15 protein-coding genes are annotated in these 14497 nt (G+C 63.7%); 14 read left to right on the forward strand and 1 reads right to left on the reverse strand.

All coding sequences use genetic code 11. The features are described from left to right. Positions 1-108 precede the first annotated feature (108 nt). The 11 genes from KW836_RS13100 (at position 109) to KW836_RS13150 (ending at position 7745) form a co-directional block, all read left to right on the forward strand. Positions 109-669, forward strand: coding sequence for an OmpH family outer membrane protein (locus tag KW836_RS13100; RefSeq protein ID WP_175121926.1), 561 nt, complete (start codon positions 109-111; stop codon positions 667-669). Positions 670-687: 18 nt separating this feature from the next. Next, positions 688-1785, forward strand: a complete 1098-nt coding sequence (lpxD, locus tag KW836_RS13105; protein ID WP_175186111.1) for a UDP-3-O-(3-hydroxymyristoyl)glucosamine N-acyltransferase — start codon at positions 688-690, stop codon at positions 1783-1785. A gap of 65 nt (positions 1786-1850) precedes the next feature. Next, positions 1851-2306 (forward strand): 3-hydroxyacyl-ACP dehydratase FabZ, encoded by a 456-nt coding sequence (fabZ, locus tag KW836_RS13110; protein ID WP_006385190.1) that lies wholly within the window; start codon positions 1851-1853, stop codon positions 2304-2306. Beyond that, positions 2307-3101 (forward strand): acyl-ACP--UDP-N-acetylglucosamine O-acyltransferase, encoded by a 795-nt coding sequence (gene lpxA / locus KW836_RS13115; RefSeq protein WP_175121924.1) that lies wholly within the window; start codon positions 2307-2309, stop codon positions 3099-3101. Then, positions 3098-4294, forward strand: a complete 1197-nt coding sequence (gene lpxB, locus KW836_RS13120; RefSeq protein WP_218343554.1) for a lipid-A-disaccharide synthase — start codon at positions 3098-3100, stop codon at positions 4292-4294. The genes lpxA and lpxB overlap by 4 nt, the downstream gene beginning before the upstream one ends. Then, positions 4281-4889, forward strand: a complete 609-nt coding sequence (rnhB, locus tag KW836_RS13125; RefSeq protein WP_175121922.1) for a ribonuclease HII — start codon at positions 4281-4283, stop codon at positions 4887-4889. Before lpxB ends, rnhB begins: the two co-directional genes overlap by 14 nt. Continuing rightward, complete coding sequence (locus tag KW836_RS13130) at positions 4886-5674, forward strand: RNA methyltransferase (RefSeq protein WP_218343555.1); 789 nt, start codon at positions 4886-4888, stop codon at positions 5672-5674. Before rnhB ends, KW836_RS13130 begins: the two co-directional genes overlap by 4 nt. 128 nt (positions 5675-5802) lie before the next feature. After that, positions 5803-6270, forward strand: a complete 468-nt coding sequence (locus KW836_RS13135) for a DUF2846 domain-containing protein (RefSeq protein ID WP_218343557.1) — start codon at positions 5803-5805, stop codon at positions 6268-6270. 167 nt (positions 6271-6437) lie between these two features. Further along, on the forward strand, positions 6438-6770 hold the full coding sequence (locus tag KW836_RS13140) for a hypothetical protein (protein ID WP_255595513.1): 333 nt from the start codon (positions 6438-6440) through the stop codon (positions 6768-6770). Next, on the forward strand, positions 6767-7246 hold the full coding sequence (locus KW836_RS13145; protein WP_218343559.1) for a DUF2846 domain-containing protein: 480 nt from the start codon (positions 6767-6769) through the stop codon (positions 7244-7246). Before KW836_RS13140 ends, KW836_RS13145 begins: the two co-directional genes overlap by 4 nt. A 22-nt stretch (positions 7247-7268) precedes the next feature. Further along, the gene (locus tag KW836_RS13150; RefSeq protein ID WP_218343560.1) at positions 7269-7745 is read left to right on the forward strand and encodes a DUF2846 domain-containing protein; all 477 of its coding nucleotides are present in this window, start codon (positions 7269-7271) and stop codon (positions 7743-7745) included. Between the two features lie 42 nt (positions 7746-7787). Here KW836_RS13150 and KW836_RS13155 read toward each other — a convergent pair whose 3' ends face one another. Continuing rightward, complete coding sequence (locus KW836_RS13155; RefSeq protein ID WP_175121920.1) at positions 7788-8615, reverse strand: pyruvate, water dikinase regulatory protein; 828 nt, start codon at positions 8613-8615, stop codon at positions 7788-7790. Positions 8616-8830: 215 nt separating this feature from the next. Between KW836_RS13155 and ppsA the strand changes: the two genes are divergently transcribed. The 3 genes from ppsA (at position 8831) to KW836_RS13170 (ending at position 14496) form a co-directional block, all read left to right on the forward strand. Further along, a complete protein-coding gene (ppsA, locus tag KW836_RS13160) occupies positions 8831-11197 on the forward strand; it encodes a phosphoenolpyruvate synthase (RefSeq protein ID WP_175121919.1) in 2367 nt (788 codons plus the stop codon). 268 nt (positions 11198-11465) lie between these two features. Continuing rightward, positions 11466-13616: a type VI secretion system Vgr family protein gene (locus KW836_RS13165; RefSeq protein WP_255595516.1), complete on the forward strand. Its 2151-nt coding sequence runs from the start codon at positions 11466-11468 to the stop codon at positions 13614-13616. Between the two features lie 7 nt (positions 13617-13623). After that, positions 13624-14496, forward strand: coding sequence for a DUF4123 domain-containing protein (locus KW836_RS13170; RefSeq protein WP_218343561.1), 873 nt, complete (start codon positions 13624-13626; stop codon positions 14494-14496). Position 14497 lies beyond the last annotated feature (1 nt).

A 14497-nucleotide genomic window follows, 5' to 3' on the forward strand; every position in this document is an offset into this window, starting at 1 on the left:
CGAGGCGTTACTCTTGAAAACAAGGGCAGGGCCCACCGGCCCAGCGTCCTTGCTGTTTAGTGGCACAATACACACTTTGGCTTTGCCTTACTGGAAGGTGAGATTTTCATGATGTCTGATTTCGCACTTAAATCATCGAAGACGCTGGGCGCGAAGCGCCGTGGCAAGCTGGGCGGCTCCATTGCCCTGGTGGGTGCGCTCATTCTCGGTTCGGCTGCCGCGATCCCCGCCCAAGCGCAAAACACCAAGATCGGTTTCGTCAATACCGAACGCATCCTGCGCGAATCGGGTCCGGCCAAGACTGCCCAGAGCAAGATCGAAGCCGAATTCAAGAAGCGCGACGACGAACTCCAACGCCTGAACAACAGCCTGCGCTCGCAAGCCGAGAAGTTCGACAAGGACGCCCCCGTCCTGTCGGAATCCGACCGCGTCAAGCGCCAGCGCGAACTGGCCAACCTGGACACCGACCTGCAGCGCAAGCGCCGCGAATTCCAGGAAGACTTCAACCGCCGCCGCAACGAAGAATTCTCGGGCATCGTGTCCAAGGCCAATGACGCCATCAAGCGCATCGCCGAACAGGAAAACTACGACCTGATCATCCAGGACGCAGTGACGGTCAACCCCCGCATCGACATCACCGACAAGGTGATTCAGAGCCTGGGCAAGTAAAGCGATACCCGTCTAGTCATGCCGGTTTTACTGGATCTTGCCCGCGCGCCGACACTCGAAGCAATGTTGAGCGCCGCCAATACCCAGGGTATGGACTGGCGTATCAGTGCGGTTCCCGGCGCAGACCCCATGCGGGTCTGCGGCATCGGGACCCTGTCTTCGGCCGGTCCTCAGGAAATCTCCTTCCTGTCCAACCCCCGCTATCAAAGCCAGCTTGGCGCAACCGGAGCAGGGGCGGTCATCGTCTCTCCCGACGTCGCCGAGGCGCTTGAGGCCCAGGGCACCGACCGGCCGCCGTTCGCATTGGTCGTCTGCAAGCATCCCTATCTGCTTTACGCGCGCGTCGCGCAGTGGTTTGACACTGCCCGCAGACCCGCCTTGCCCGCAGATACGCATCCCTCCGCCGTGATCGCGCCAGACGCCATCATCGAAGAGGGTGTGCGCGTCGGCCCCAACTGCGTCGTCGAAGCTGGCGTGCGCATCGGGCGCGGCACGGTGCTGGGTCCGGGTTGCGTCATCGGCGCTGGTTCGTCCATCGGTCCCGACGGCCGGCTGCATGCCAACGTCACGCTGTACGAAGGTGTGAAGATCGGCGCCCGGGTCATCCTGCATAGCGGATCGGTGCTGGGTGCCGACGGCTTCGGCTTTGCGCCGGATCCTTCGCTGGGCAAGGGCGCCTGGGGCAAGATTCCGCAGTTTGGCGGCGTGTCCCTCGGCGACGACGTTGAAATCGGCGCCAACACCACCGTCGATCGCGGCGCACTCGAAGACACCGTTCTGGCTGACGGCGTGAAGCTCGACAACCAGATCATGATCGGCCACAACTGCCGCATCGGGGCGCATACCGCGATGGCGGCGTGCGTCGGGGTGGCAGGCTCCACGACCATCGGCGAGCGCTGCACCATCGGTGGCGCCGCGATGCTTTCGGGCCATCTGGTGCTGGGCGACGACGTGCATATCTCGGGCGGCACGGCTGTGACGTCCAATATTTCCAAGCCTGGCCGCTATACCGGGGTCTTCCCGTACGCGGAGCATGGCGAATGGCAGCGCAACGCCGCCGTGATACAACAGTTGGCGCAATTGCGCCGCCGTTTGCGCACGCTGGAAAAGGACTAGGGCGCGTTCGCCGCCCTGGCGCGCGCGCCGCCACCTTATTTAATTTCGCAGGAACGCATAGAAAAATGGAACTCGACATCAAGGGGATCATGGAGAGGCTGCCGCATCGCTACCCGATGCTGCTGATTGACCGTGTTGTGGAAATGGTGCCTGGCAAGTCCATCGTCGCCATCAAGAACGTCTCGATCAACGAGCCGTTTTTCAACGGTCACTTTCCTCACCATCCGGTGATGCCGGGCGTGCTCATCGTTGAAGCTATGGCCCAGGCCTCGGCGCTGTTCTCCTTCACGGACGAGAACGGCGGCCTCAAGTGCGAAGGCGCCAAGACCGCCTATTACCTGGTCGGCATCGATGGCGCGCGCTTCCGCCGTCCCGTCGTTCCGGGCGACCAACTGCGTATCGAGGTTGAAGCTGAACGCCTGAGCCGCAGCATCTGTAAGTATCAAGCACGCGCGACCGTCGATGGCCAGGAAGTGGCGTCGGCCAAGCTGATGTGCGCGATTCGCAGCCTGGAAGAGTAAATGGCAGGAAACATCCATCCCACCGCTGTTGTCGATCCGGCGGCAAAAATCGACCCGACCGCGGTCATCGGCCCGTTCGCAGTGGTGGGGCCCGATGTGACCGTCGGTGCGGGGACCGAAATCGGCCCGTACTGCATGATCGACGGCGTGACCACCATCGGTCGCGACAACCGGTTCTACCGGTACTGCTCCATCGGCGGCATGCCGCAGGACAAGAAGTACGCGGGCGAGCCCACCCGGCTGACCATCGGCGACCGCAACACGGTCCGCGAATTTGTCACGCTGAACACCGGCACCACGCAAGACGGCGGCGAAACGACGTTGGGCGACGATAACTGGATCATGGCCTACGTTCACGTGGCCCATGACTGCCACATCGGCAGCCACACGATCCTGGCCAACTCGGTGCAGCTTGGCGGCCACGTGCACGTGGGCGACTGGGCAATCATCGGCGGCCTGACCGGCGTGCACCAGTTCTCGCGCGTGGGCGCGCACACCATGACGGGCGGCAACAGCTCGCTTATGCAGGACACCCCGCCGTTCGTCCTGGCCGCCGGCAACCCGTGCCGTCCGGTGGGCGTAAACGTCGAAGGCCTGAAGCGTCGCGGTTTTTCCGCCACCTCCATTTCGGCCCTGCGCGAAGCCTACAAGATCATCTACCGCCGGGGCCTGTCCCTGGACGCGGCACGCGCCGAATTGCGCGACCGCCAGCAGGCCATCCCCGAAGCTGCGGAACACCTGCAGACGTTGCTGGACTTCCTGGACGTCGCCTCCCGCGGCATCATCCGCCCATGAGCACCCGGATCGGCATGGTGGCCGGCGAGCCTTCGGGCGACCTGCTGGCCGGGCGCATCATTGCCGGTCTGCAAGCGCGCGACAACGGCGTGCGTTGCGAGGGTATCGGCGGGCCGCAGATGCAGGCCCGTGATTTTGAAGCCTGGCACCCGATGCACGCGCTGACCGTGTTCGGTTACGTGGACGCGCTCAAGCGCCTGCCCAGCCTGCTGGTCACCTACCGCGACGTCAAACGCCGCTGGCTTGCCGAGCCGCCCGCTGTGTTCGTCGGCATCGACGCGCCCGATTTCAACCTGCGCCTTGAGCATCAGTTGCGGCAGGCGGGTACGCCGACGGTGCATTTCGTTGGGCCTTCGATCTGGGCGTGGCGCTACGAACGCATTCACAAGATCCGCGAATCGGTATCGCACATGCTGGTGCTGTTTCCGTTCGAGGAAGAGATCTACCGCAAAGAAGGCATTCCGGTTACGTACGTGGGCCATCCGCTGGCCGGCGCCGTGCCGATGCAGCCTGACCGCGCCGCCGCCCGCGAACGCCTGGGTATCGACCAGAACGCCCGCGTGCTGGCGATCCTGCCCGGCAGCCGGTCGTCCGAGATCCGCCTGCTGGCGCCGCGCTTCCTGCAGGCCGCCCAGCAACTGCTGAAGAAAGATCCGGCCTTGCAGTGCATCGTGCCCATGGTCAATGACCAGCGGCGGGCTGAATTCCTTGAAATCCTGGCGCAGCACCCGGTGCCCGGCCTGCGCTGCGTCACCGCGCAGGACCTGCACGGCGAGGGCGGCGACCGCAAGGCGCCGGTGGCCTGGTCCGTCATGGAAGCCGCCACGGCGGTCCTCGTCGCCAGCGGCACCGCTACGCTCGAGACGGCGCTGTTCAAGCGGCCCATGGTCATTTCCTACGTGTTGTCGCCGTGGATGCGGCGCATCATGGCCTGGAAGTCCGGCCAGCAGCGCCCGTACCTGCCGTGGGTGGGTCTGCCCAACGTGCTGCTGCGTGACTTTGTTGTCCCTGAGCTTTTGCAGGACGACGCGACGCCCGATAAACTGGCCGAAGCGACTTGGCAGGCGTTGACCGACGACGCGCTCATCGCACGCGTGGAGGCGCGCTTTACCGCCATGCACCAAGACCTGTTGCGCGATACGCCGGCGCTGGCCGCGCAGGCGATCCTGGAGGTGGCCGATGGAGCAGCCTGAGCTTTTCGTGGCGCCCGAGCAGCCTGCGTTGCTGACCGCAGGCGTTGACGAGGCTGGCCGCGGCCCACTGGCAGGCGAGGTCTACGCGGCCGCCGTCATTCTTGATCCGTCACGTTTCATCGACGGGCTGGCCGATTCCAAGGTGCTGACTGCGGTCCGCCGCGAGGAACTGGCACTGCAGATCAAGGAACGGGCGCTTGCCTGGTGCATCGCCAGCGCCACCGTCGCCGAAATCGACAGCCTGAATATCCTGCGCGCCACCATGCTGGCCATGCAGCGGGCCGTTCAAGGCCTGGCCACCGTGCCGCAACTGGCCCTGGTGGACGGCAATCAGGCGCCCAAGCTGCGCTGCACCGTGCAAACCGTCATCAAGGGCGACGCGCTCGTGCCTGCCATCTCGGCCGCCTCCATTCTTGCCAAGACCGCTCGCGACGCGGACCTGCTGCGCCTGCATACGTTGTATCCGCAGTACGCGTTCGATCAGCACAAGGGCTATGGCACGGCGCTGCATCTGCAACGGCTGCGCGAGCACGGCCCGTGCGCCGAACACCGGCGCAGCTTTGCTCCCATCAAGGCTTTCGGCCTGGTTTCATGAAGCACATCAGTTCCCGGGACAACCCGGCGGTCAAGGCGCTGGTCAAGCTGGCCGGCACGGCCGGTAAGCGCGGCGCACCCGTGCTGCTCGACGGCGTCCATCTGTGCCAGGCCTGGCTGCAGCATTACGGCCCGCCGGATCGGGCGATCTTCGACGTGGACCGCCTGTCCCAGCCCGATATCGCCGCGCTTGCCGCGGCCGTGCCGGACAACGTCAGCCTCGCGCTGGACGCGCGGCTGATGCACGCCGTGGCCGCGGTGGAAAGCGGGCAGGGCGTTGCCTTCCTGGTCACGCCGCCCGTTCCAGTGCTGCCTGCGCAGGTCGATGAAACCTGCGTCCTGTTTGACCGTATCCAGGATCCCGGCAACGTGGGTACGCTGTTACGCACGTCCGCCGCAGCGGGCATCAAGCGCGTGTTCCTGGCAACAGGGACGGCGGCGGCGTGGTCGCCCAAGGTGCTGCGCAGTGGCCAAGGCGCGCACTTTGCTCTCGAGATCCACGAGCACGCCGACCTGGAGGCTCTGCTGCCCCGCCTGCGCGTGCCGCTGGTGGCGACCGCCCTGGACGGCTCGCGCGATCTTTTCGCGGACCGCCTGCCTGAACAGTGCGCATGGATTTTTGGCCACGAAGGCCAGGGCGTGGCGCCGGCGCTGCTGGCGGCCGCCAGCCTGAAGGTGCGCATTCCGCATGACGCCGTGGCCGTGGAGTCGCTGAACGTCGGCGCCGCCGCGGCGATCTGCCTGTTCGAGCAGCGGCGCCAGGCGAGCGTGCGCAGCCCCGCCTGATCCGGCGCAGGACCCCCCGCTTTTCCGCCGATTGAAGGCGGAGCCCTCCCCGTATACTGCCGCGCTCATGCAACATGGGCCGCGTTCAGGATGCGCTGCCCGCTTATCTGGACCCGGGGAGGGGATACATGAAGAACTGGATCAAACTGAGCCTGGCTGCGCTGGGCGCCGCAACCTTGCTGGCGGGCTGTGCCGGGCCGCGATACGCCGACGTGTCGGCAAAGATCTCCGCGCTGGAGCCGGGCGAAGGCCGGATCTATTTCTACCAGCCCAAGACGGCCAATGGCGACAAGGTTCGGCCGCCGGCGATCCTGGTGGACAACGCCCGCGTCGGCAAATCCAAGGCCGGCCACTTCTTTTTTGTGGATCGCGCCGCCGGCACGCTCGACGTGATCACGTCAACGGATCGCAAGGAGCGCAAGGACCCGCTGGTGGTGCCGCTCGTGGCAGGGCAGACCCAGTACGTGAGGGTCGACATCGACGGCGGCAAGCAGGTGCTGCGCCTGGAACCCTCGGCCGAGGCTGCGCAGCAAGCCCTGTCCGGACTGCGGTATTGGGGCGCCACCAACCGCGAACGCGAGGCGCTGCGCTATTGATCGCGCGACACGTTTTGTAGATTTCTGACGCACCCCTATACTTACGCACTTCGTTCGTAGCCGGGGTAACAATGGTGTCGTCGGTAGTTCCGAAAGTCGCGGGCGCAGCCCGCTTAGGCAGGTTTGCGGCGTTGGCCTTCGCGGGCATGCTGTCCTTGAGCGCATGCATGTCCGTCTCCACGCAGAAGGTCAGCCTGGTTCCCGTTGCGGCTTCAGAGCCGGTCAGCGTGATCCAGTTGTCTCGCATGGTCAGCGCCCAACTGCCCAACGACAGCATCGCCAATCTGCCGGCGGCGTCGCAATGGCAGCGTGTGGGAGCCCTGCCGCACGGTGGCGTCTACCGTGCGCTCGACGGGCTGTTCACCGTCCAGACGCGGCGCCAGGGCGAGGCCTACCTCGTGGCGTCTTCCGGAAAGCTTGTCGGCTTTTACCTGCCCGGCGAAACGGCTTATCTGCCGCTCAACCGTCCTGTCACCTTGCCTGTGGAAATGCGTCAATGAAGATCTGGCTGAAATTGGCGGCAACGGCCGCAACGGTGGTCGCATTGGCCGGTTGTGCCGGCGCGCAGTATCAATCCTTGCAGGGGCGCATGCCGCCCGTGGAGCAAGGCAATGGGCGCATCTACTTCTACCAGCCCCAGGCCCAGCCCTCGGCTGCCGCGTCGGCGCAGCATAAGCTGCGCGTGAACCAGGATGTCGTCGGCCGCAACAAGCCGGGCAGCTTCTTCTTCGTGGACCGTCCGGCGGGCAATTACGTCGTGACCAACCTGTATTGGACGGGCGATGGCGTCAGCTTCAAGCTCGACCCCGGCCAGACGCGTTACGTGCGCATCACGGCCGAATCGTTGGGCAGCACCGGCACTGTCGGCAAGCTGTCCATGGAACTGGTGGATCCCCCGGAAGTCGCCGAGGCCGAACTCCTGAAGATGCGCTATTGGGGCGCCGCTTCGTCCGAGCAGGTTTCGGGCCTGCGCTAGTCTCTGACAGTAGAGATATCCGATGACCCGCAGTTTCAAGATGATCGCTGCCGCCGCGTTGGGCGCCGCCCTGTTGGCCGGTTGCGGCGGTCCCCGCTACAAGGATGTGGCGGGCACCATTCCCGTCATGGTTCCGGACACCGGCCGCATCTATTTCTATCAGCCGCCGGCGCCGCTTGGCGTGGTGTCGAGTCAGCCGTATCTGCGCGTCAATGGCATGAAGGTTGGCCGGTCCAAGCCGGGCAGTTTCTTCTACGTGAACCGCCCCGCGGGCAAGTACGAGATCGATACGCTGCGCGACGGCGAGTCGCTGTCGTTCACCCTGGCGCCAGGACAGACGCGGTACGTGCGTCTGAGCATCGAAGGCGCAACCGGCAATGGCAGCGTGGGCCGGCAGGATATGCGTCTGGAAGAGTCCGAAGCGGTGGCTCAGCATGAACTCTCGCCGCTGAAGTACTGGGGCGCTGGATCTCGCGAACGCGTCAAGCTACGTCCCTGATTTCCCGCCGCAGAAGCAGGGCGCGCCTTGGCGCGCCCTTTTTTATCCGCGATCCAGTCCAACTTCCTGCAGCACCGTGGTGGCGATCTCTTCGATCGACTTCGTGGTGCTGGACAGCCAGGAAATGCCCTCGCGACGCATCATGCGTTCGGCTTCCGCCACTTCGTAGCGGCATTGTTCCAGTTGGGCGTAGCGGCTGTTGGGGCGGCGTTCGTTGCGGACTTCCGCCAGGCGTTCCGGCTGGATCGACAGGCCGAACAGCTTGGCGCGGTGCGGCGCAATGGTGGAGGGCAGGGTGCCGCGTTCGAAGTCGTCCGGCGTCAACGGGAAGTTGGCGGCCTTGATGGCGTACTGCATGGCCAGATACAGGCTGGTGGGCGTCTTGCCGCAGCGCGAGACCCCGACAAGGATCACGTCGGCCTGATCGAGCTGGTTCACGAACTGGCCGTCGTCATGCGCCAGGCTGAAGTTGATGGCGTCGATCCGGTTCCGGTATTTTTCCGAGTTGGCCTGCATATGCGACCGGCCGATGGAATGGCTGGACTTCAACCCCAGCGCCTGCTCGATGTGGCTGACGAATGTGCCGAACAGATCCAGGAAAATTCCGTTCGCCTGTCGAACGCGGGCCAGGATTTCCGGGTTGACCAGGGTGCTGAAAACGATGGGCGGGACGCCCGCGTCCTGGGCGCTCCGGTCGATCCGCATGGCGACTTCCGCAGCCTTTTCCAGCGTGTCCACGAAGGGCAGCCGGATGGGCTTGAAATTGACCTCTTCGAACTGCGAAAGCACGGACTGGCTGAACGTTTCCGCGGTGATGCCGGTACTGTCGGAAACGATGTATACCGTGCGTACGATAGGGGTAGATGTCATGTGTAAAAAATTCCAACCAGGCAGATGGCCGGACGTACTCCACCGAGTACAATCAGGCCCCTATAAGTCACCCCAAGGGCGGTCCAAGGCCAGTTTGGTCAGCGTCTGAAATCGGTTCTGTGAAGGCCGGAAAACGCGGTTTTTCCGGCATCAAAAACAGCACGATTCAGCCATTGACCAAACTCGCTTTCATTCCATTGTAAAAGGTGACTTCAATGTCGTATGTTGTTTTGTTCGAGCAGCTCCGCATGACGGACGTGGACTCGGTAGGAGGCAAGAACGCATCTCTTGGCGAAATGATCAGCCAGCTGTCTGGCGCGGGCGTCCGCGTGCCGGGCGGCTTTGCCACGACCGCTGACGCCTTCCGCGATTTCCTGAAGGCCTCCGGCCTGGACAAGCGGATCGCCGAACGCCTGACCACGCTGAATCCCGAAGACGTGCGCGAACTGGCCACCGCCGGCGCGCAGATTCGCCAATGGATCGTCGACGCGCCGTTCTCGCCCGAGTTCGAATCGCAGATCCGCGAAGCCTTTGCCAAGCTCGATGCTGACGGCAAGGGCTCGTTTGCCGTGCGCTCCTCCGCCACGGCGGAAGACCTGCCCGACGCCTCGTTCGCCGGCCAGCAGGAAACCTTCCTGAACGTCGTGGGCATCGATGACGTGCTGGACAAGATCCGCCACGTGTTCGCGTCGCTGTACAACGACCGGGCCATTTCCTATCGCGTGCACAAGGGCTACGCCCACGCCGACGTCGCCTTGTCGGCCGGCATCCAGCGCATGGTGCGTTCCGACAAGGGCAGCGCCGGCGTCATGTTCACCATCGACACCGAATCGGGCTTCCAGGACGTCGTGTTCATCACGTCCTCGTATGGTCTGGGCGAAACCGTCGTGCAGGGCGCCGTCAACCCCGACGAGTTCTACGTCTTCAAGCCCACGCTGGAACAGGGCCACTATCCCATCGTCGGCCGCCGTATCGGCTCCAAGCTGATCAAGATGGAATTCGATCCCGAGCGCCCCGAAGGTCGTGCCGTGCGCACGGTGGATGTGCCGGTGTCCGAGCGCAACCGCTACTCGCTGACCGACGACGAGGTCAACGAACTGGCCCGCTACGCCGTCATCATCGAAAAGCACTACCAGCGTCCGATGGACATCGAGTGGGGCCGCGACGGCATCGACGGCAAGATCTACATCCTGCAGGCGCGTCCGGAAACCGTGAAGTCGCAGCAGGGCGTCAATGACGTGCAGCAGCGCTACCGCCTGAAGGCGACCGGCCAGGTCCTGATCACCGGCCGTGCCATCGGCCAGAAGATCGGTTCGGGTCCGGTGCGCGTGGTGGGCGACATCTCCGACATGGACAAGGTCCAGCCGGGCGACGTTCTGGTCACCGACATGACGGATCCCAACTGGGAGCCCGTGATGAAGCGCGCCTCGGCCATCGTGACGAACCGCGGCGGCCGCACGTGCCACGCGGCGATCATCGCGCGTGAGCTGGGCATTCCGGCGGTGGTGGGCTGCGGCAACGCGACCGACCTGCTCAAGGAAGGCCAGGCCGTGACCGTGTCGTGCGCCGAAGGCGACGAAGGCCGCATCTATGACGGCCTGATCGAAACCGAGGTCGAGGAAGTGCGCCGCGGCGACATGCCCGCCATCGATCTGAAGATCATGATGAACGTGGGCAACCCCCAACTGGCGTTCGACTTCGCCCAGATTCCGAACGGCGGCGTCGGCCTGGCTCGCCTGGAATTCATCATCAACAACAACATCGGCATCCACCCGAAGGCGGTCCTGGACTACCCGAACGTGGACGGCGAGCTGAAGAAGGCCGTGGAATCGGCCGCCCGCGGCCATGCCAGCCCGCGCGCCTTCTTCGTCGAGAAGATGGCTGAAGGCGTGGCGACCATCGCCGCCGCCTTCTACCCCAAGCCGGTCATCGTGCGCATGTCGGACTTCAAGTCCAACGAATACCGCAAGCTGGTCGGCGGCTCGCGCTACGAGCCCGAGGAAGAGAACCCCATGCTGGGCTTCCGCGGCGCGTCGCGCTACATCGCCGAAGACTTCGCCGAGTGCTTCCGCATGGAATGCGAAGCGCTCAAGAAGGTGCGCGATGAAATGGGCCTGACGAACGTCGAAATCATGGTGCCGTTCGTGCGCACGCTGGGTCAGGCCGAGAAGGTCGTGAACCTGCTTGCCAAGCACGGCCTGGCGCGCGGCGAAAACGGCCTGAAGCTGATCATGATGTGCGAGGTTCCGTCCAACGCCATTTTGGCCGACGAATTCCTGCAGTACTTCGATGGCTTCTCCATCGGCTCGAACGACATGACCCAGCTCACGCTGGGCCTGGACCGCGACTCGGGCATGGAACTCTTGGCCGCCGACTTCGACGAGCGCGACGAAGCTGTCAAGTTCATGCTGCGCCGTGCAATCAAGGCTTGCCTGGCCGCCAAGAAGTACGTGGGTATCTGCGGCCAAGGCCCCAGCGACCATCCGGACTTCGCGCAGTGGCTGAAGGACGAAGGCATCCTGTCGATGTCGCTGAACCCGGACACCGTTGTCGATACGTGGCAGCGTCTGGCCAAGAACTGATTGGCCGGTTGAAGGGAAAGCCCCGCGTCCTTATGGGACGCGGGGCTTTTTTTATACGGCGTGGGAATAGGGCGCAGCCGCGCTAATGGAAAAGTGCTCGTCGAGCCTCGGCGACGAATGCTCTCTTCAGATGCCCCCGATCAAAGTAAGAGTCTTCTGATATCCATAGATTGGATCGTGTGACGTAATGGACCCCGTATTCCATTCGCGTCCGTTGCGAAATTCTTCATTTGCAGCGGACGCGTTTCCATAGGCGGACCGCGCGCTCATGGCAAGTGCGAAAGGTCTGTCGCTGCGGGAGCACGTCATTCCTACCCAATCCGATCTGCGGTTCACTTTCACCATTGGCGACGAGTCATTTGAAGTCGTCGAATTTACGCTGCAGGAAGGGTTGTCCGAGACCTTCCTGCTGGAAGTGGACCTGGCCAGCGCCAATTCCGCCATCGATTTCGGCGTGGTGCTGGACCGCGCCGCGTTGCTTACGATCTGGCACGGCTCCAAGCCCGTGCGCTACGTGCACGGCGCGGTCTCGTCGTTCGTCCAGGGCGACACGGGCTGTCGGCGCACGCGCTATTCCGCCATCGTCGAGCCGCGCCTCGCGCGTCTGAAGCTAAGTTCCGACTGGCGCATCTTCCAGTCGCAAAGCGTCCCGCAGATCGCTGAGGCGGTGCTCAAGGCGCATGGCCTCAACCAGGATTACGAGCAGCGCCGCACCACCGAACACCAGGCGCGCGAATACTGCGTGCAGGCCGGCGACACCGACTATCACTTCGTCGAGCGCATCATGCGCGAGGAAGGCTTTTTCTACTCCTTCCGCCATGGTGCCGAAGGCCATAAGCTGATCCACAGCGACCGCCTGTTCATCCATGGCCGCGTCGGTGATGAACCGGTTCAGTACAACCCCACGCCCGGCGGCGACCAGCCGCGGCCAGCGCTGCGCCGCTTCTCGTACACCGAGAACGTGCGCACCGCGCGCCAGACCCAGCGCGACTACACCTTTCATCATCCGCGCTACACCCACCAGCACAGCCGCGATGGCCGAGATCTGGACCATCAAGGCCGCCGTTACGAGCGCTACGACTATCCCGCTCGGGCCAAGTTCGACGAAGCCGGCAAGCCCTTCGCCGAGAACCGTCTGCGCGGCCATCGCCGCGATTCGCGCGTCGCCTTCGTTGAAGGCGATGACCCGCGGCTCCAGCCAGGCATTTCATTCACCCTCGCCGATCATCCGCGCGAAGACCTGAACCGCGGCTGGCGTCCGGTGCGCATTGTCCACCGGGGCATCCAACACACGAGTCAGGCCGAGGAAAGTGCACAAGCCCAGATGGGTACGCACTACAGCTACGAAGCCGAACTGGTCCCGGACGACGCCGAGTGGCGGGCAGAACCGCTACCCAGGCCCCGCATCGATGGCCCGCAGAACGCCATGGTGGTCGGCCCGCCCAATGAAGAGATCTATACCGATGAGTACGGCCGGGTGAAGGTCCAGTTCCCGTGGGATCGGCTCGGCAAGGAGGACGAACGCAGCTCCTGCTGGATCCGCGTTTCGCAGGACATCGCCGGCGCGACCTGGGGTCACATGGCCATCCCGCGCATTGGGCAGGATGTCATCGTCTCTTACTTCGATGGGGATCCGGACCAGCCTGTGATCACCGGCCGCGCCTACAACCGCCTGCAATTGCCGCCCTACGAACTGCCGCGACATAAGACGCGGATGACGATCAAGAGCAAGACCCACAAGGGCGAGGGGTACAACGAACTGCGTTTTGAAGATGAGAAGGACCAGGAAGAAATCTACGTCCATGCGCAGAAGGACCAGAACATCCACGTCAACAACGACGAGTCGACGTTTGTGGGCCATGACCGCAGCGAGCAGGTCGAGAACGATGAAGCCATCATCATCGGCCACGACCGCATGGAGACGGTGGGCAACGACGAACAGGTCAACATCGGCCAGGACCGGCGGCATGACATAGGGCGCGATGACTGTTTGACCGTGGGGCGCAATCACATCATCCACACCGCCAAGGACCGCACCGAGGAAGTGGGCAACCACCGCCGCGACAAGACCGCAGCAGATCATTGGGTGAGTATAGGCGGACACCAGGAGCATACGGTCGAGGGGCACTCGGAACTGCAGGCGGGGCAGGCGATCCGGCAGCGCACGAAGGTTTTTGAGAGCCAAGCGGCAGAGAGCCTGACTATCAAGGGGCCGGGGGGAACCATCCGAATCGACGCGTCAGGTATCACGCTTGATGGGGTCGCCATTCTGATCGAGGGTCCGATGAATCAAAAGCCCGGTGGCGGCACGAACTCTATCTCCGTCAACGGCACGCCGGAGCCCGGCGAACCCGTTTGTGTGGGATGCCTGCTGAAAGCCATCGCAGAAGGCCGCAGCATCGTGCGGTTCGGTGGATAGGCCACACATGAATCCATTTTCTGAAAGCGTCGTAAACGAACTGCGCCAGCTCCCCGATCATGGGCTGACAGCCATCATCGAAATGGCTCGCATGAAGGCTGATGTCCGAAGGCACCTGATGGAGCGATTCTCCGGTTGGCCGCTACTGCAGCAGCGAGAGTTGGAGAATCTCCGCGAGATTGGCCCATGGTTGTTCACGCCTTCCGCCCAGAACAACCTGCAAGGACAGTACGACTTTCTCTGCGACGTTGCTGGCATTGCCGGAGACGCAGTTTGCGTCTGGCTGACCAGTGCCATGTCGCCCCCTCAGTTGGCCGAGCACCTTGGCCATGCCACGACAGCGAAGGGCCCGGATGGCGCTACCTATTTGCTGCGCTTTCACACGGAATTGGCCTTTCCCGTGCTTCATGCGCGCCAGGATCTCCCGGGAATCTCGGACTGGCTGGCGCCGGTCCGATCATGGTGGCTGGTATTTCCCCACCGAGAGCGCAAGGCCTGGAAACACTTTACAGGTCACGGTTCGACCAAGCCGTATCGCACGCCAGTTATTCAATTGGACGAGTCATGCTGGGAGGCGCTTGCGGGCGACCCGCTCACGTACCGTCTGGCGGACCAGCTTCGGGCGCCGCTTGAAAAGAAGGGCGACCGCGAAAACTGCCATGGCACCCGGCTTGGACTCGTACATGACTTGTTAGCTCAAGCGGATCGCATCGGTCTGAGCCGACAGAGCGACCGAATCGACTACGTGACCCTGATGGCGTTGCAAGGCAAGGCGCTCGAAGGTTCTCCGGCATGGAACGACGCATTGCACGAGGCGAAAGCGCTGCGAGAACCCCTGGCGCAGGCGCTGCAAGTGCGCATGCGCAGAGAAAATGGTTGAG

Source organism: Achromobacter sp. ACM05 (assembly GCF_019218915.1).
Lineage (GTDB): Bacteria > Pseudomonadota > Gammaproteobacteria > Burkholderiales > Burkholderiaceae_B > Achromobacter > Achromobacter animicus.

Excerpts from the sequence above, each read along its gene's own strand:
- KW836_RS13100 (WP_175121926.1), top strand. The coding sequence starts at position 109 with ATGATGTCTGATTTCGCACTTAAATCATCGAAGACGCTGGGCGCGAAG.
- lpxD (WP_175186111.1), top strand. The coding sequence starts at position 688 with ATGCCGGTTTTACTGGATCTTGCCCGCGCGCCGACACTCGAAGCAATG.
- fabZ (WP_006385190.1), top strand. The coding sequence starts at position 1,851 with ATGGAACTCGACATCAAGGGGATCATGGAGAGGCTGCCGCATCGCTAC.
- lpxA (WP_175121924.1), top strand. The coding sequence starts at position 2,307 with ATGGCAGGAAACATCCATCCCACCGCTGTTGTCGATCCGGCGGCAAAA.
- lpxB (WP_218343554.1), top strand. The coding sequence starts at position 3,098 with ATGAGCACCCGGATCGGCATGGTGGCCGGCGAGCCTTCGGGCGACCTG.
- rnhB (WP_175121922.1), top strand. The coding sequence starts at position 4,281 with ATGGAGCAGCCTGAGCTTTTCGTGGCGCCCGAGCAGCCTGCGTTGCTG.
- KW836_RS13130 (WP_218343555.1), top strand. The coding sequence starts at position 4,886 with ATGAAGCACATCAGTTCCCGGGACAACCCGGCGGTCAAGGCGCTGGTC.
- KW836_RS13135 (WP_218343557.1), top strand. The coding sequence starts at position 5,803 with ATGAAGAACTGGATCAAACTGAGCCTGGCTGCGCTGGGCGCCGCAACC.
- KW836_RS13140 (WP_255595513.1), top strand. The coding sequence starts at position 6,438 with ATGTCCGTCTCCACGCAGAAGGTCAGCCTGGTTCCCGTTGCGGCTTCA.
- KW836_RS13145 (WP_218343559.1), top strand. The coding sequence starts at position 6,767 with ATGAAGATCTGGCTGAAATTGGCGGCAACGGCCGCAACGGTGGTCGCA.
- KW836_RS13150 (WP_218343560.1), top strand. The coding sequence starts at position 7,269 with ATGACCCGCAGTTTCAAGATGATCGCTGCCGCCGCGTTGGGCGCCGCC.
- KW836_RS13155 (WP_175121920.1), bottom strand. The coding sequence starts at position 8,615 with ATGACATCTACCCCTATCGTACGCACGGTATACATCGTTTCCGACAGT.
- ppsA (WP_175121919.1), top strand. The coding sequence starts at position 8,831 with ATGTCGTATGTTGTTTTGTTCGAGCAGCTCCGCATGACGGACGTGGAC.
- KW836_RS13165 (WP_255595516.1), top strand. The coding sequence starts at position 11,466 with ATGGCAAGTGCGAAAGGTCTGTCGCTGCGGGAGCACGTCATTCCTACC.
- KW836_RS13170 (WP_218343561.1), top strand. The coding sequence starts at position 13,624 with ATGAATCCATTTTCTGAAAGCGTCGTAAACGAACTGCGCCAGCTCCCC.